This window comes from Bacillus sp. YBsi01 (assembly GCF_038406745.1).
GTDB lineage: Bacteria > Bacillota > Bacilli > Bacillales > Bacillaceae > Bacillus > Bacillus siamensis.
In genome coordinates, this window is the sequence record NZ_CP151679.1 from 1556092 (window position 1) to 1572569 (window position 16478).

Annotated in this window: 18 protein-coding genes; 6 read left to right on the top strand and 12 right to left on the bottom strand. The window is 45.4% G+C overall.

Annotated elements, in window-relative coordinates; all coding sequences use genetic code 11:
• Positions 1 to 5 precede the first annotated feature (5 nt).
• The 7 genes from pstA to AADZ70_RS07695 all read right to left on the bottom strand — a co-directional run bounded on the left by pstA (position 6) and on the right by AADZ70_RS07695 (position 7837).
• Positions 6 to 890 carry a phosphate ABC transporter permease PstA gene (pstA, locus tag AADZ70_RS07665; protein WP_016938946.1) on the bottom strand — a complete coding sequence of 295 codons (885 nt, stop codon included), beginning with the start codon at positions 888 to 890 and terminating at the stop codon, positions 6 to 8.
• Complete coding sequence (gene pstC, locus AADZ70_RS07670) at positions 890 to 1819, bottom strand: phosphate ABC transporter permease subunit PstC (protein WP_013352890.1); 930 nt, start codon at positions 1817 to 1819, stop codon at positions 890 to 892. The genes pstA and pstC overlap by 1 nt, the downstream gene beginning before the upstream one ends.
• A gap of 47 nt (positions 1820 to 1866) precedes the next feature.
• Entirely contained in the window at positions 1867 to 2769 is a 903-nt protein-coding gene (locus AADZ70_RS07675) for a phosphate ABC transporter substrate-binding protein (protein WP_049627027.1), read from the bottom strand.
• Positions 2770 to 2926: 157 nt separating this feature from the next.
• A complete protein-coding gene (gene pbpA, locus AADZ70_RS07680; protein WP_016938943.1) occupies positions 2927 to 5074 on the bottom strand; it encodes a penicillin-binding protein 2A in 2148 nt (715 codons plus the stop codon).
• Positions 5075 to 5175: 101 nt separating this feature from the next.
• The gene (locus AADZ70_RS07685) at positions 5176 to 6465 is read right to left on the bottom strand and encodes an MFS transporter (protein ID WP_047475615.1); all 1290 of its coding nucleotides are present in this window, start codon (positions 6463 to 6465) and stop codon (positions 5176 to 5178) included.
• Positions 6466 to 6584: 119 nt separating this feature from the next.
• Positions 6585 to 7190, bottom strand: a complete 606-nt coding sequence (gene sodA / locus AADZ70_RS07690; protein ID WP_016938941.1) for a superoxide dismutase SodA — start codon at positions 7188 to 7190, stop codon at positions 6585 to 6587.
• A gap of 164 nt (positions 7191 to 7354) precedes the next feature.
• On the bottom strand, positions 7355 to 7837 hold the full coding sequence (locus tag AADZ70_RS07695) for a DUF456 domain-containing protein (RefSeq protein ID WP_016938940.1): 483 nt from the start codon (positions 7835 to 7837) through the stop codon (positions 7355 to 7357).
• 160 nt (positions 7838 to 7997) lie between these two features.
• Between AADZ70_RS07695 and AADZ70_RS07700 the strand changes: the two genes are divergently transcribed.
• The 3 genes from AADZ70_RS07700 to ispG all read left to right on the top strand — a co-directional run bounded on the left by AADZ70_RS07700 (position 7998) and on the right by ispG (position 10404).
• The gene (locus AADZ70_RS07700; protein ID WP_162139823.1) at positions 7998 to 8759 is read left to right on the top strand and encodes a DUF1189 domain-containing protein; all 762 of its coding nucleotides are present in this window, start codon (positions 7998 to 8000) and stop codon (positions 8757 to 8759) included.
• A 91-nt stretch (positions 8760 to 8850) separates the two neighbouring features.
• Positions 8851 to 9153 carry a LysM domain-containing protein gene (locus AADZ70_RS07705; RefSeq protein WP_016938938.1) on the top strand — a complete coding sequence of 101 codons (303 nt, stop codon included), beginning with the start codon at positions 8851 to 8853 and terminating at the stop codon, positions 9151 to 9153.
• 132 nt (positions 9154 to 9285) lie between these two features.
• Positions 9286 to 10404 carry a flavodoxin-dependent (E)-4-hydroxy-3-methylbut-2-enyl-diphosphate synthase gene (gene ispG / locus AADZ70_RS07710; RefSeq protein ID WP_173363136.1) on the top strand — a complete coding sequence of 373 codons (1119 nt, stop codon included), beginning with the start codon at positions 9286 to 9288 and terminating at the stop codon, positions 10402 to 10404.
• 30 nt (positions 10405 to 10434) lie between these two features.
• Here ispG and AADZ70_RS07715 read toward each other — a convergent pair whose 3' ends face one another.
• A complete protein-coding gene (locus tag AADZ70_RS07715; RefSeq protein WP_087920773.1) occupies positions 10435 to 10812 on the bottom strand; it encodes a DUF308 domain-containing protein in 378 nt (125 codons plus the stop codon).
• Positions 10813 to 10945: 133 nt separating this feature from the next.
• On the opposite strand from AADZ70_RS07715, the gene AADZ70_RS07720 reads away from it, so the two are divergent.
• Positions 10946 to 11527: a nucleotidase gene (locus tag AADZ70_RS07720; protein WP_016938936.1), complete on the top strand. Its 582-nt coding sequence runs from the start codon at positions 10946 to 10948 to the stop codon at positions 11525 to 11527.
• Between the two features lie 29 nt (positions 11528 to 11556).
• Here AADZ70_RS07720 and AADZ70_RS07725 read toward each other — a convergent pair whose 3' ends face one another.
• Positions 11557 to 11967: a Fur family transcriptional regulator gene (locus AADZ70_RS07725; RefSeq protein WP_003153018.1), complete on the bottom strand. Its 411-nt coding sequence runs from the start codon at positions 11965 to 11967 to the stop codon at positions 11557 to 11559.
• Positions 11968 to 12090: 123 nt separating this feature from the next.
• Positions 12091 to 12972: a YitT family protein gene (locus AADZ70_RS07730; RefSeq protein WP_016938935.1), complete on the bottom strand. Its 882-nt coding sequence runs from the start codon at positions 12970 to 12972 to the stop codon at positions 12091 to 12093.
• Positions 12973 to 13090: 118 nt separating this feature from the next.
• On the opposite strand from AADZ70_RS07730, the gene AADZ70_RS07735 reads away from it, so the two are divergent.
• Positions 13091 to 13345 carry a DUF2624 domain-containing protein gene (locus AADZ70_RS07735; protein ID WP_047475611.1) on the top strand — a complete coding sequence of 85 codons (255 nt, stop codon included), beginning with the start codon at positions 13091 to 13093 and terminating at the stop codon, positions 13343 to 13345.
• Positions 13346 to 13373: 28 nt separating this feature from the next.
• Here the strand turns inward: AADZ70_RS07735 and AADZ70_RS07740 are convergent, their stop codons facing one another.
• Both AADZ70_RS07740 and AADZ70_RS07745 read right to left on the bottom strand, forming a co-directional pair.
• A complete protein-coding gene (locus tag AADZ70_RS07740) occupies positions 13374 to 14267 on the bottom strand; it encodes a deoxyribonuclease IV (RefSeq protein ID WP_016938933.1) in 894 nt (297 codons plus the stop codon).
• A gap of 11 nt (positions 14268 to 14278) precedes the next feature.
• Positions 14279 to 15595 carry a DEAD/DEAH box helicase gene (locus AADZ70_RS07745; protein ID WP_049627031.1) on the bottom strand — a complete coding sequence of 439 codons (1317 nt, stop codon included), beginning with the start codon at positions 15593 to 15595 and terminating at the stop codon, positions 14279 to 14281.
• Positions 15596 to 15760: 165 nt separating this feature from the next.
• Here AADZ70_RS07745 and vrrA point away from each other — a divergent pair, with 165 nt between their 5' ends.
• Positions 15761 to 16468, top strand: coding sequence for a VrrA/YqfQ family protein (gene vrrA, locus AADZ70_RS07750; protein ID WP_342007954.1), 708 nt, complete (start codon positions 15761 to 15763; stop codon positions 16466 to 16468).
• The last annotated feature ends 10 nt before the right edge of the window (positions 16469 to 16478 follow it).

The following is a 16478-nucleotide window of genomic DNA, read 5'->3' on the forward strand; positions in this document are numbered from 1 at the left end:
TCCGATTAATTTGCCGTAAGCTTTTTATAAATGGCAGATCCGAGCCATCTTGCACAAAGGTTAAACAAGAGCACTGAAATCACCAGCACTGCCGAGCCGCCGTTTGCTATTGCTTCTGCATCGGGAATGATCCCCTGGGTATTGACGCTCCATATATGAACCGCCAGCGTCTCAGCCGGCCTGAAAATATTTAATGGAGATGCTTCAGAAAACGGGTTTAAATCGGTAAAATTCAGCCGCGGCGTTGTCAGCCCCGCTGTAAATAACAATGCCGCCGCTTCTCCGAACACTCTTCCTGATGCCAAAATGGCTCCGGTTAAAATCGAAGGAATCGCGCTCGGAATCAGCACCGTTTTGACGGTATGCCATCTCGATACGCCTAAAGCAAGAGAAGCTTCTTTCAGTTCTTTAGGAACTGCAGTGAGCGCGCCTTCTGTCACCCGGACCATTACGGGAAGGTTAAAGACCGTTAAAGCGAGTGCGCCCCCGATAATCGTGTATCCCCACCCCGTCAGGTTCACAAACATCAGCATGCCGAACATCCCGATGACAATCGACGGAAGCGACGACAGAACTTCAATACATGTTCTGATAAAATCAGTGATTTTATTTTGCGGCGCATATTCAGCCATAAAGACGCCGCCCCCCACACCAAGCGGTATCGTGATCAGCATGGTGATGAACAGAATGTAAAAGGAGTTAAAAAGCTGATCCCGTATCCCCCCGCCTGATGCGATAGCACTTGATTTTGACGTAAGAAAATGCAATGTGATTTCTGAGACGCCATGAATCAGAATATACAAAAACAATCCTGCTAAAATCGCCGCAATCACAGCGGCGCATAAACCGAATACACCGGTGGCCAATTTATCCGTTATTTTCCGGTTCATTATACTTTCCTCCTAGATGACAAGTAGCGTATGAGCAGTATAAACAGAAACGACATGATAAGAAGAACAAGACCCATCGACCACAGCGTATTATTTTCGATACTTCCGTATGTGGTATGGCCCATGTTTAACGTGATAATCGTCGTTAACGTCCCCGCCGTATCAAGCAGGCTTTCCGGGAGAAGCTTTGTATTTCCGATAACCATCTGTACGGCGAGAGCTTCTCCGAATGCTCTTGCCATTCCAAGCACGACAGCGGTCAGCAGTGTCGGAAACGCCGCCGGGATAAGCACCTTCCTGATTGTCTGCCATCTCGTCGCACCTAGCGCATATGAACCGTCACGAAGATGTTTCGGTAATGACGCAAGCGCATCAGCGGAAATCGACGTAATGGTCGGCAGAATCATCACCGAAAGAACGATCGTTCCCGCCAGAAGACTGTGACCTGTTCCACTTGATTTAAAAGATCCGATAAACGGAACCAATACTGTAAGACCTATGAATCCATAAACGACGGACGGAATGCCGACAAGCAGCTCGATTACCGGCTGCAGCACTTTTTTTCCCCAAGTCGGCGCAATTTCCGTCATAAACACGGCACCCGCAATCCCGAGGGGCGCCGCGATCAGAGCGGATAGAACCGTGACCGCGAATGATCCGAAAATAAAAGGCAGCGCGCCGAACTCAGGCTTTGCCTGGGTTGGATTCCAATTCAGACTTGTTAAGAATTCAATCGGGCTTACACCATTTACAAAAAAAGATTGCAGCCCCTTTATGCCGAGAAAGATGGTGATTGCCGCTGATGCCGCAATGATAATCGCCGCACATACAGACACAATCACTCTTCCGCGGACTTCATCCAATTGCCTGTTTTGTTTTGAGCTTATTAAGCGTTCGCTTACAGACTCTTTTTCTCTGTGATTTATCATTTGTTTACACTCCTATAAAGAAGAAGGACGGGGAGCCCGCCCTCCCCTCAGCTTTGCTTGCCTTTTGCGTCACGTGTGACTTTCATATCAGAGATCGGAATGTAGCCCTGATCTTTTACGATACTTTTCTGTACTTCATCGCTGTTCAAATAGTCAAGAAATGTTTTGGTCAGGCCAGATGCTTCACCTTTCGTATAAGAGTGCTCGTAAGCCCAAATCGGATATTCGCCTGTGACGACATTTTTCTCTTCAGGTTTGATGCCGCCGATTGATAAAGGCGTTACTTTGTCATCGTTTATATAAGAGAAAGCAAGATAACCGATTGCTCCCGGTGTTTCCGCAATGATTTTTTTGACTGTATTGGAGGAATCCTCTGTGATGCCCTCTGCAGGTTCCGCTCCGTCAAGCGCGTATTTGACGAACGTAGCGCGTGTGCCTGATGAATCAGGACGGTTGACGAGTGTAATCTTTTGATCTTTGCCGCCAAGCTCTTTCCAGTTTTTGATTTTGCCTGTAAAGACGTCTGCCAGCTGTTTTTTGGTTAAATCCTTTACGCCCGCACCCGGGTTGACCGCAGCCGCCATCGCAACTACCGCTACACGGTGATCATTCAGGGCTTTCGCATCAATGCCTTCCTTTTCTTCAGCAAAGACGTCTGAGTTGCCGATTTGCACTGCGCCTTCAGACACTTGTGAAAGACCTGTTCCTGAACCTCCCGCTTGCACCTGCACATCAGCATCCGGATGTTTTTCCATAAACTTTTCCGCCGCTGCCAGTACTAACGGCTGCATGGCTGATGAACCAGAAATGGTTAAAGAACCTGATGCTTTTTTATCCTCACTTGCAGATTGGCCGTCCGTCTTGCCGCTTTCCTTTGCATTTCCGCATGCTGCAGCGACGATCATAACAGCAGCCATCAGAAGCATAAGCATCCATTTGTTTTTTTTCATTTCCTGAATTCCCCCTGCGTTTAATGTGTAATTTGTCCTACACGTATAGAGTAAAGGGTTCGTGTAAAATGCGTATAAATCGAATGTTAAGGTTTTGTAAATCCGGATGTTTTTTTGTATAAAAAAAAACGCCCACAGACTGTGAGCGTTTCTTCTATCAGTTATTTGTATTGCCGTTAGCAGCGTCTTCCTGAATTTTATCTTCGTTTTTCTGCTTCGTATTATTATCTTCTTGTTTCTTTTTCAGCTCGAAGTATTTGTCCAGAGCTGCTCTTCCTATTTCATTCGTAATCGAATATCGATCGCTGTAATCAATATAGGCCCAAGGAACGACTACAGAAATAGCCACTTCCGGATTATCAGCAGGTGCATAAGCGACAAGAGTCGTATTATACGTTCCTTCACCCGTCTCTGATTTGTCCGGACCGTCATAGAAAGATTGCGCCGTACCCGTTTTACCGGCAGGACGGTATTTCGCCGTCGCAAAATCAGTTGCGGCTGTCCCTTTTGTCATGACGCGTCTGAAGCCTGCCTGCACTTCTTTAATGTCAGCATTATTCATATCAATCTTGTTCAGTACTTGAGGCTGAACAGACTCTACAACGGCTCCGATTCCTTTTTTTGAATCAGGCTGTCTGACCTCTTTTACAAGCTGAGGTTTCAAACGATAGCCTCCATTGGCGATTGTTGATACATACTGTGCCATTTGCAGCGGTGTGAACGTATCATACTGTCCGATGGCAAAGTCTAACAGAAGACCGGAAATCCGCTGTGTCCCTTGATACCCGGTCGCTTCATTCGGGAGATCAATTCCCGTCTTCACTCCTAGACCGAACTGACTGAAGTAGTATCTGAAAGTATCAAATGCCTTCATATCAAGCGGCAGGGACTGGCCTTTTTTGTATTCCCCTTTACCGACGGCGATCGCCGTTTTAAACATGAACACGTTTGATGACTCCTGAAGCGCTTTTTGGATATCAACAGGACCTAAATTCGTCCATGATTTTTTCGGGTTTTTACTACCTTTGAAATACAAAGGCTCATCCTGAAAAACGGTGTTCAAATTAATCGCGCCCGTCTGGAGTCCCGTCAATACTGTTGCTCCTTTGACCGCCGATCCCATTGCATAGGAGGACGTCATTGCGCCAAGGGCGTAATCATTAATTTTGTACTTTCCATGGTCATTCGTAATCTGTTTGCCGGCCATCGTCAGAACTTCGCCGTTTTTCGGGTTCATCATGACGACAAAGGCCCGATCAAGAAGCTTCGTGCTCGGTCTCGCTTTGGCCGCTCTTAAATTTTTCTCAATGATTTTTTCAACGGACTTCTGCAGGTCCATATCAATGGATAACACAAGGTCTTTGCCTGCCTGTCCTTTTGAAATCACTTTGCTGCCCGTGACATTTCCGGATGAGTCGGTTAAGTTCTGCACTTTCTCTTTTTGCCCCTGCAGCAGGCTTTCATATTGATATTCTAAATAGCTTTTTCCGACCCTGTCATTCCGGCTGTATCCGAGTGACAGATAGTGATCCAGCAGGTTGGACGGAAGACCTTCGTTCGAACTGGATACACTGCCGAGCAATGTCCGGATCAGACTTTTGTAAGGATAAGACCGTTCCCAGTCAGACGTCACGTCAACCCCCGGAAGCTCATCTAAATGTTCGCTGACGACGGCCATTTCTTTTGCTGACACTCCTTCATTTTTGATGTATTGAGGCGTCAGTGAGTAGCCTGAATCCATCTGCCTTTTGATCGCGAGGATCTGCATATCTTTTGAAGTGAGTTCATTCAGCTGTTTGTCCGTAATGCGTTTCAGCTGGAGCTGGTATAAATCATCATCAGACAGTTTTTTGTCTTCAGCTTTTTGCTTTTCTTTGGCCGTAATCAGTTTTTTCGCTTCATCAGGCCTCGTTAACATCCAATAGTCTTTTTTATCGCGTTCAGTCACCTTTTTGGTGCTTACCTTAATCATACCCGACAGTTTTTTTGCGATTTTCAAACGCTGTGCCTGGGTGGTTGAGGCTGAACGTGTATATGTAATCGCATTTAATGCTTTATTCGTTACGATGGGATTAAGGTTCCGGTCGTATATTTTCCCTCTCGGAACAGCCGTGCTGACATCAGACTCTTCTTGCTTATTGGCGGCGTTTTTATAGTCATCACCCTGAACGATCTGCTTGATGCCAAGCTCGACGATAATCCACGTGAAAATAAGAAACGCGGCCAAAAACAAAAAATTAAGCCGGATCGGCAATGATTTTTTCTTTTCTTTGCTTACTGCTATTTTCTTTTTATTTCTCCTCATGACATCACCTTTTCTTATTTACAGAAAGAAATGACACCTTTTGTTCAGGTGCCATTTTTCATTCTAAAGGTTTTTTCGATAATTTTCTACAGATAACCCTTTTATCTTTCTCCTTTTATAAAATTCGGTTCACCCGCCTGTTTTTGTCGGTCCTCTTCCACTGTTTCATCAGAAGTTTCCGTATCCAGTTTGACGTCTTTAATAAAGTAATAAATCAGCGGATGACCGGCTCCGAGCAGCACGAGCGCCGCCGGTATTCCCACTTTTTCCTTCAGCAATGTAACGATCAAAAGAAAGCACAGGATGGAAACGATCCGGCCTGCATTTAAAAACAATTCCCTGAGCACGATGTACTCAATTCTGGCCTTTCTGGCAAGCCGCGCCCGGCCTATTACATCATATGTAAGCGAGACATACGGCACGAGCAGAACAGGATAGCCGATCGCAATAAACACTCCGTATATAAGAAGCGTCGTAAAGCTCATATGAAAAATAATGAGAAACAGGGCGCCGTACACAATTAATCCGCCGATAAGAATCGCCTTTTTACGCGATCTTTTTTTGATGAGCCTTGATGCAAAATAGTAAGCAAAAAAAGAAACAGCGGAATTGACGAGACCGAATGTCCCGAGCGCCAGCTCACTGTTTGTCGCAATGAACACAAATACGCTGATTAAAAAAACAAAAATCCCTTCTCTCAAGCCTTGAAAAAAGTGCGCGTTTGTAATCCGGCGCCAATTCAGATTCGTGTGACGCTCATCATAAACTTTTTTCAGCATAAACCGGCCTTTCGACTCCCTCCGCTTCAGAAAAAAGCTCATGACCACGGCAAGGGCAAATAAGCCGAGCGACAGGCTGAAAATGACTGTATAACCCGTATTGTTTTGAAGTCTTGAGATGACAAACCCGGCCACAATCGGGCCGATCATCCCTGCCGACGAAGATAAAATGCCTAAAAATCCGTTAAAAAAATCTCTCGTTTCAGGTTCCGTAATTTCGAAAGTCAGCACATTAAAGGCCAGCCAGTAAAAACCGTATCCCACTCCGAGCACAGCACCGATCAAAATGAGGCGGGAAGCCGCATTTTCCCCGGCAAGGAGCACACTTAAATAAAAAGCCGCCAAAAAGATAACACCGAACCTGAGAATAAACACCCTGTCGATTTTTTTAGCCAGCCGGCCCGCCAGAAGAAAGGTAATCGGCTGCATCGTCACGACCGATAAATTGTATATGGCCAAATCAATGAATTTCCCTGACTGTTTCCATAAATACACATTGACAAATGTATTTGACAGCGCGATGCCTAATGAGTAAAGGCCGCCAATCGTCAATAACAGCAGCAGACCTTTATTTACTTCGATGTCGCCGATAATTTTTTTTATTTTGCTCATCATTGACTCCCCTTTACTACACATTAGTCTGTCTCACTCAAACTGAGATATGTAAAAAGGAATCAAAGTCAATAAAAAAACAAGGCCTCCCTCGGGAGACCTTGTTTGATCAGAACGATTTATTTTGCTTCGCTGTAAAGGCGGGCAACTTCATCCCAATTTACAACATTCCAGAAAGCTGAAATGTAATCAGGACGGCGGTTTTGGTAGTTCAGGTAGTAAGCGTGCTCCCAAACATCAAGACCGAGGATAGGCGTTTTACCCTCTGAAAGCGGTGAATCTTGGTTAGGCGTGCTTGTAATTTCAAGTTTGCCGTTGTTTACAACAAGCCAAGCCCAGCCGGAACCGAAACGGCCGGCAGCCGCTGCAGCGAATTTTTCTTTAAATTGATCGAAGCTTCCGAACGTGCTTTTGATCTCTTCAGCAAGCTCACCAGTCGGTTCGCCTCCGCCGTTTGGAGATAAAAGAGTCCAGAATAAAGAGTGGTTTGCATGTCCGCCGCCATTGTTGCGGACAGCTGTGCGGATATCCTCCGGCACTGCGTTTAAATCTGCGACAAGCTCTTCTACAGATTTCTCTGCAAGAGCTGATCCTTCGATCGCTTTGTTCAGGTTTGTAACGTATGTGTTATGGTGCTTCGTGTGGTGAATCGTCATCGTTTCCTTATCGATATGCGGTTCTAAAGCATCATAAGCGTAAGGCAGTTCTGGAAGTTTGTAAGCCATAATTTTTTCCTCCTTTAAATATATGTACTGAAATGCCGCTTTTAGCGAACTTTTCTAATCTCAATGTAACAAAAGAAAGCATGGTAATCAATGAAAAAGCTCACAATCCGGCGATTCCAGCAAACATATTACACTTTATCCGTTCACGGCCGAAATTAAACCTTCTAAAGCACCGTCCATAAGAAGTATCCAATCATAAAGAGCTGAATGACTCCTTTGGCCGCGACGCTTGTTAAAAAGCCGATTAACGAGCCCAGTCCCACTTTTGCCGCAGACTTGATATCCTTTTGATGAACAAATATCTCAGCGCAGACAGCACCGATAAACGGGCCTAATATAATGCCTGCCACGGGAATAACGAAGGGCCCGATCAATAATCCGATCGTGCTCCCCCAGATCGCCGCCCTGCTTCCTCCGTACCTTTTGATGCCAAGTAAGTTTGACACATAGTCAGCTGCGAATAAAACTGCCGCAAATACCGCCTCAATGAGCCAAAAGAGGTAAGAATAAGGACTGAAGGAAAACAGAAATCCGTAGAGGAGAAAACCGGCCACGATAAATATAACGCTTGGAATCACCGGATAGACAAGACCGATGAAAGCAATGACGAAGATCGCAATAATAATCAGCCAATACAAAACACTCATGACTTAAACACCCTCCTTTGTTTTACGGAGCATTACCGCCTCCGCTTTTTCTTAATATGTATGATTCCTTACCGCCGCTTTAAATACTCTCACTTGTGTTCATCTCCGGTGAACGATACAATAAGCAACATATACCAGTTTAGGCTAGGAAGTGAAGATGTTGAACATATTTACGGCTTTATTGAAAAGTACATACTCTCCGGCAGATATTGCAAAAACACGGTTTCAGGGGATAGGAAAAGCGATCCTTTATGTATTTTTGCTGTCTGTCCTTTTTACGCTGCCGAGCGCTTATTACCTTTGCTCCGGCACCGTAAACTCAATGAACGGTTTCAAAACCGTGTTAGAAAAAGATTTCCCTGATTTCAAAATTTCAAACGGTGAATTGCAGACGAAAGCTTCCGCCTCTAAGGAAACGGAAGCGAACGGTTTTGTCATCGTGTTTGATCCCACTGATGCGTACGGCGCTAAACAAATAGCGGCGAAACAAAACGCGATCGGCATTTTGAAGAATAAAATGGTGCTTGCAGTAGACGGACAGGCGACAGAAATGAATTATTCATTAATGCCTGCTGATATCACTAAAAGTGAAATCATATCAGCTTTAAACCAAAATAAAACGATGATCGTCACCGTCCTTTCCGTTTTGCTGTTCATTATGACGGCGGCCGGCAAATTCATTGAAGTCTCATTTCTCGCCGTCATCGGCCTGATTATAAAAAATGCGCAAAGAAAGACATTGAATTATCAGCAGCTTTGGAAGCTTTCAGCTTATTCCATTACGCTCTCCACCATATTCTTTACGATTATGCGCGCGCTTGTCATTACGGTGCCGAGCGAATTTTTAGTGAATTGGTTTGTAAACTTTATCATCCTTTTCCTCGTCTTAAAAGAGATACCGCCAAGAAAGACTGCTGTGTAACAAAGACCGCCCCCGGCGGTCTTCTTTTTTGTCATGAACAAAATGGGACAAGCATACAATGAAGTAAACATGTATGCGGGAGGCGGTTGGAATGAAGCGGCTTACTTTTGTATTCGGCAGTTTATTTGTGATATTTATTATCTTTTATGATCTTAAAATCGGCACGATCCCTTCTCAAGGCCTTCCTGCATACGCTGCGGCGGCTCAGCCTGCAAATCAGGAAACATCATACAGAACGGTTACGGTCAAAAAAGGTGATACGGTAATGTCGATCGTCGGCGCACATAAAGCGCCGGATGATATTGTACAAGATTTTGAAGCGCTGAATCCGAATGTGAAAGCAAACGCCATTCAGGCGGGCACCGCTTATAAATTCCCCGTCTACCGTAATTAAACGTTAATTTCTTGTCAGTTCGGCAAATACACTGTTACAATATAATATGTAAATAGAAGTTGCCTGACATGTAAAAGGCTCAGCCTGCAGAAGCGGTAACTACAATTAAGGAGCGATTGACAAGTGAGTGAAATCACACATCGTACAAAAACGCGTCCCGTCAAAGTGGGACCTTTAACAATAGGCGGAAATAACGAAGTCGTCATCCAAAGTATGACGACGACCAAAACACACGACGTAGAAGCAACAGTGGCGGAAATCAACCGTTTAGCCGAAGCCGGCTGCCAAATTGTCCGGGTGGCATGCCCTGACGAACGCGCGGCGAACGCAATTGCCGACATCAAAAAACGAATTTCCATCCCTCTCGTTGTCGATATTCATTTTGATTACAAGCTCGCATTAAAAGCAATTGAGGGCGGCGCCGACAAAATCAGAATCAACCCCGGTAATATCGGCCGCCGTGAAAAAGTGGAAGCGGTCGTAAAAGCGGCTAAAGAAAAAGGAATTCCGATCCGGATCGGCGTAAACGCGGGATCATTGGAAAAACGAATTCTTGAAAAGTACGGCTATCCGACTGCTGACGGCATGGTTGAGAGTGCGCTTCATCATATAAAAATCCTGGAAGACCTTGATTTTCATGACATCATCGTCAGCATGAAAGCGTCTGACGTCAATCTCGCCATAGAAGCATATGAAAAAGCGTCAAAAGCATTTGATTATCCGCTCCACCTTGGGATTACAGAATCAGGCACGCTGTTTGCAGGAACGGTAAAAAGCGCGGCTGGACTCGGAGCGATATTAAGCAAAGGAATCGGAAACACGCTCCGGATCTCCCTGAGCGCCGACCCTGTTGAGGAAGTAAAAGTAGCCAGAGAGCTGCTGAAATCATTCGGTCTCGCTTCAAACGCGGCTACGCTTATTTCTTGCCCGACATGCGGACGGATCGAAATTGATCTCATCAGCATCGCAAATGAAGTCGAAGAATACATTTCTAAAGTCAAAGCGCCGATTAAAGTAGCCGTTCTCGGGTGCGCCGTTAACGGACCGGGCGAAGCAAGAGAAGCCGATATCGGTATTGCCGGCGCCCGCGGCGAAGGACTTCTTTTCCGCAAAGGCCAAATCGTCCGCAAAGTCCCTGAAGAAACAATGGTCGAAGAGCTGAAAAAAGAAATCGACAAGCTGGCAGAAGAACACTACGCAAAGCTTGAAGCAGAAAAAGCAAAAGCAGAACAAGAAACACAAAAAGCTTGACGGATAATCCGCCAAGCTTTTTTTTGCGTGTTAGAAAAACGGTGTAATGAAGATGCCCAGCACAAGGGAAACAATACCGATTCCCATCGCCCAGCCGCCTAGAGCGCCCGCTCCTCTTCTTCTGGCGATATAGCCGACGATAATGCCGCATGCCCCTAATAAAACTGGGAGCACGAACAGGGAGATGATAGAAATAGCCAATGCTGCATACCCTATACCCCGGCCTTCGCTTACTCCGTCCCGGTTATCATCGCGGTCTGCTGCTCGGTCAGAAGCACGATATGGCTCTGAAATTTCGGCCGCTGTCTCTTCTGAATAAACATCACGCGTGATATCCGTTCCTTCCGATCCATGATCCACATAGTAGTCGTTGCCTTTTCGATTTTCGTAATCGTATGCCACCTTCAATTCCCCCTTTTTCTTTTATGAAAGGAGCTTTTTTAGTTTCCGCGTTTTTTACGGAATCATGTTTGCTAAACTTTGCTGGTATTGTCAATTGTTTATGTTACACTTGAAGGGATGAAAATATAGGAGTGTGGACATGTTACGGTTAGGTATAGATATTGACGGCACGGTTACGGCACAGGATACATTTGTCCCTTATTTAAACCGCTCATTTCATCTTTCCATTACCTTGGATGATATGACTGATTATGATCTGACCAAGCTTTTGAACATTACAGCTGAGGAGTTTTGGGAATGGATGAATGTTCATGAAGCAGCCATATATAAAGAAGCGCAGCTCGCGGAATTTGCGAAGCAGGCGCTGGACGGACTGAAAGAAGAGCATCGTCTCATTTACATTACGGCAAGACGCAGCCACTTAGAAGATGTCACGCTGGACTGGTTTGCAAACCGGGACGTTCATTACGATCACATTGAGCTTGTCGGGAGTCATCACAAAGTGGAGGCCGTCAAAAAACACGGCATTGACCTGTTTTTCGAAGATCACCACGGCAACGCGACAATGATCGCAAAAGAAGCAGGCATTCCGGTTATCCTTTTTGATTCCCCTTATAACCAGCTCCCCACCGATTCCAATATTATCAGGGTGCAGAATTGGCTTGAAGCCGTCGCCTGGATCAATAAAAACAAACACAGTCTTCAGCATGTCAGAAGCTGAAAAAACCTCCTGCTTATACAGGAGGTTTTTTATCGGCACGCCGGACAGGTGCCGTAAATTTCAAATTTATGACCGCTGATTTCATACCCTTCCAAATCATCGTGAAGCTTATCCATCGGACAGGACTCAATTTCCTTCGTCTTCCCGCAGGTTAAACAGATAAAATGGTGGTGGTGATGGGTATAAGAGCATGTAAATCGGAACAGTTTTTCCCCGGACAGCTCCGTCGTTTCTAAAATACCGAGTTCTTCATATAACGAAAGATTTCGGTATATGGTATCAAAGCTCAAACCCGGATAGTCGTCGTTTAATGCGGCAAGCACGTTTTTGGCCGTCAGATATTTATCAGAATCAGCAAAAAGCTGCAGCATGTCTTCCCGCTTACTCGTATATTTATACCCTTTTTCTTTCAGCAGGTTCAACGCTTCTTGGACGTTCATGAGGACCTCCCCTTTACAACACGGTATCGCTCCAAAAAGAAAATGGCAGCTGACTGAACAGCAGGCCATTTTCTTATGCTGTATAAAATTATACCTATAAAATGACGAAAAGTAAACGAAAGCCTAATGAATCGCGGTTTTGAACTTACCGCCCCTCGTTTCATGGGTATTCATGATCGTAATAAATGCGTTTTTATCAATTTCAAACACAATGGATTTCAACTTTGTCACTTCAAGCCTTGTCACGACCGCGTAAATGACTTCTTTGGTTTCATCCGTATATCCGCCTTTTCCCTGAAGCTTGGTGGTTCCCCTTCCAAGCCGGTGCAAGATCGCGTCTGAAATTTCCGCATACTGGTCTGCCACAATAATGACCGCTTTTGTTTCATCGAGACCCTGGATGACGGCGTCAATCGTTTTCATGGCAATATAATAAGTCATGAAAGAATACATCGCCTGCTCCGGACCGAACACAAAACCGGCCCAAATAAAAATAAACACATTGATGAGCATAACGAATTCTCCGACTGAAAAGGGCAGCTTTTTTGTGAGAAGGATACCGAGTATTTCAGTACCGTCCATCGAGCCTCCGTTTCGGATGACAAGGCCTACCCCGAAACCGAGCAAAAGCCCGCCGAATACCGTCGCCAAAATAGGCTGGGTCGTAAAGGCCTCCACATGGTGCAAGGAGGATTCAATCAGCGCTAAACCGACGATTCCGATAACCGTAGAGATGAGAAATGTTTTTCCGATATATTTATATCCGAAAATCATAAATGGAATGTTGAGTAACACAACGAATAAGGCGAAATTGAGGAGGGGATTGGACATAAAGAGGTGGTCTAAAATTAATGAAACACCGATAATGCCTCCGTCGATAAAATTATTAGGGACCAGAAACAATTCAATACTTACGGCGGCTGAACCCGCCCCGATCAGAATCATGATGACCCTGAAGATAAAGTGTAAAAATGATTCTTTTTTGTGCTGTTTATTTGGGGTCATAAAATCTCCTTTCCTGTAATAACTATTTTAAACAGTAAGCAACTTCATTTTACCATTAAAAGCTGTAACATTTTAATAATTTGCTCAATACATTATGTCTAAAGAGGTGAAAGTATCGATGATTTTAATACAAAGAATCATTTTGCAGCGGCTCAATCAAGCCACTGCGGACGACCTGCTGAAATATTCAAAGCAATACGGAATCAGCATTACGAGAAGTCAAGCGGCTGAGGTAGCGGCTCTGATGCACGGAAAAAACATCAATATTTTTGATGAACAGGAGCGGCTTCGCCTGCTGAAAAAAGTGGAAACGATTACCTCAAAAGAAACGGCTCGGAAAGTTGACGAACTTTTCAATCAATTCTCAGGGTAAAAAAGGAGGGGCAATTCCCCCTCCTTTTTTATTGAGCTGATATTTTTTCAAGAAGCTCCTTGTCAAACTGCTTTTCTTTCAGCATTTCAATTTCAAAACGGTACGGCGGCTTCTTATTTTTCTTGTCTTCGCCAACATAAGGTGTTTCGAGGATTTTCGGAATATCGGCAAGCTGCTCGTGATGAACAATGTACTGCAGAGCGTCAAAACCGATCTCTCCGAACCCGATGTTTTCATGACGGTCTTTACGGGCTCCCCTGATATTTTTGCTGTCATTCACATGAAGGACTTTTATCCGGTCGATGCCGACGATTTTATCAAACTCATTAAGAACGCCGTCAAAATCATTGGCAACATCATATCCTGCATCATGGGTGTGACAAGTGTCAAAGCAGACGGAAAGATGTTCATTATGTGTGACGCCCGCAATGATCTCGGCAAGCTCTTCAAAACTTCTTCCGCATTCTGACCCCTTGCCCGCCATTGTCTCCAGCGCAATCTGGACGCTTTGGCCCGGATCAATCACTTCGTTTAATCCTTCAATGATCTTTTTGATGCCCGTTTCAGCACCGGCTCCGACATGCGCTCCTGGATGAAGCACGATCTGTTTCGCGCCGATCGCTGCCGTTCTTTCAATTTCAGAACGCAGAAAATCAACGCCCAGCTCAAATGTTGCCGGGTTTGTCGTATTTCCGATGTTAATGATGTACGGCGCATGCACGACAATGTCACCGATGCCGTTTTCCTTCATATGGGCGCGGCCCGCTTCAATATTCAAGTCTTCAATTTTTTTGCGGCGCGTATTTTGGGGAGCGCCCGTATATATCATAAATGTGTTCGCCCCGTATGAAACGGCTTCCTTGCTTGCGGCAAGGAGCATATGTTTTCCGCTCATTGAGACGTGTGAACCTATTTTCAGCAACCCGATTCCCCCTACTTTCCTCTGTTAGATTGGTTTCTTCTCTGTTTCTTTCTGATTTTTTCCATTTCGTAGCTCATTTTCTTTTTATAGCCCGGCTTTACTTTTTTCGGCTTTTTCACAAGGCGTTTCGCCATTTGGTCAGCCTCATTTGCCGTCTTTTTTCGATTTTTACGGCGGTGGCGGTCATCGCCTTTCTTCCATTCCCCGTTTACAAGCTCCGCATAGTCAAACACAATGCCCATCTTTTCGAGTTTTGCGAGCGCATCTTCGTCAGAAAGCTCGTATATAGTCAGTGCTTGGCCTGATGAACCGGCGCGTGCGGTTCTTCCGACGCGGTGAACATAAAAATCCAGATCGTCCGGAAGCTCGTAGTTGATGACATGGCTTACGCCTTTAATGTCAATTCCTCTTGCCGCAAGATCTGTCGCAATGACATAAGTGAATTCCAGATCATTAATCTGCTTCATTACCTTTTTGCGTTCACGCGGTGTTAATCCCCCGTGCAGAAGGCCGACTCTCATGCCTTTTTCGGTCAGGTATTTCGCAATATGGTCAGCCGTGTTTTTCGTATTGGCAAACACGATGCCCAGATAAGGATTCAGATTCGACATCATATCAAAAAGCAGTTTGTCTTTATCACGCTGTTTAGAAGGAACCAAAACATGTTCAATCTTTTCGGCTGTGATCCTTTTCGGCTCAACATGAGCGTATTTCGGATTTTCCATATACTTTTTCAAAAACGGCTTCAGCTTTTCCGGAATCGTAGCTGAGAAAACAAGCATCTGCAGTTGTTCCGGCATACGGGATCCGATGTAATCAACGTCTTCTAAAAAGCCCATATCAAGCATCAGATCAGCTTCGTCAATGACGAGAGACTGCGCTTTATAGACGTTCAATGCCTGCGCTTTAATCAGATCCGCAATCCGGCCCGGCGTTCCGACGACGAGATGTGGCTGTGTTTTCAGCTTATCAATTGATTTTTGCTTGTCCGTTCCGCCGATAAAGCATTTTGTCCGGATCGGCCCGTCCTCGGCACCCTGTGTGATTTTGAGCGCTTCCTGATAAATCTGATTGGCAAGCTCTCTCGTCGGCGCCGTGATAACAGCCTGCACCGTATCAGAATCCGAATCAATCCGATTCAGAATAGGCAATAAATAGGCGTGGGTTTTTCCCGTCCCCGTCTGGGACTGCCCGATCACGCTTTCGTTTTTCAATACAGCAGGTATCAGCCGCTTTTGAATATCTGTCGGTTCATAAAAACCAAGGCGGTGAACTGCATCTATAATAAACGGTTTTAAGTTGTATCCATCAAATTTAGTTTCTTTCATTTTTCCCAGCTCCTTAAAGCGGCACATTCTGTGTCCATCATCACATTATAACCGATTTTACTTAAAAACACCATGTCTTGGGGGAATCCTGTTTTCTGGACAGAAAAGCAAATGCCCCCTCCGATGCATATTGTAATAGCAGAGAGACAGAAAGGAGGTACAAGTATGTTTCCACAGCAGCCGATGAGAAATATGGCGCAGCAGGGCCGGCCGTTGATGAACCCGCGGATGATGATGAGAGGCAGACCGTCATTGCTGGGCCGGCAGATGATGCAGCAGGGCCGGCAGTTTTTCCCTCAGCAGCAGATGGCCGGAGCAGGTTTGAGAAACGCAGGCACAGGCGGAGGAGGCTTAAAAGGAATGCTTTCCCGTTTTTTACCCGGATCAGGAGGAAGCGCTGCCGGGTCCGCACCGGCAGCGGCCAGCGGAGGAGCAGGCGCAGGCCTGCAGGGATTGCAGGGAATTCAGAGTCTGGCAAGTCCGGCATCCCTGTCGAGCATGCTCGGCAATGTTCAGAAGGTGCTCGGCGTGGCGCAGCAGGTTACGCCGATGATCCAGCAGTACGGCCCTTTAGTGCGGAATCTGCCAGCCATGATGAAGCTTTACAGTCAATTAAGCAGCAGCGATGATGAGAATGAAGATAGTGAATCCGGCGAGACAAAAGAAACAGCCGAACAGGACAAAAAGGATGAAGATGAAAAAACCGACGAAACTGAAGGTGAAAACAAATCAGACGCCTCATCTAAAACATCAAAGAAGACATCTGAAAAAGCATCCGCTTCACAAGAAAAAGACGAAACTGAAGCAGCATCAGCGGAACAGCCGCGTCCAAAAAGAACATCGGGCAGATCAAAGCCGAAATTATATATTTAACATTCTTTGA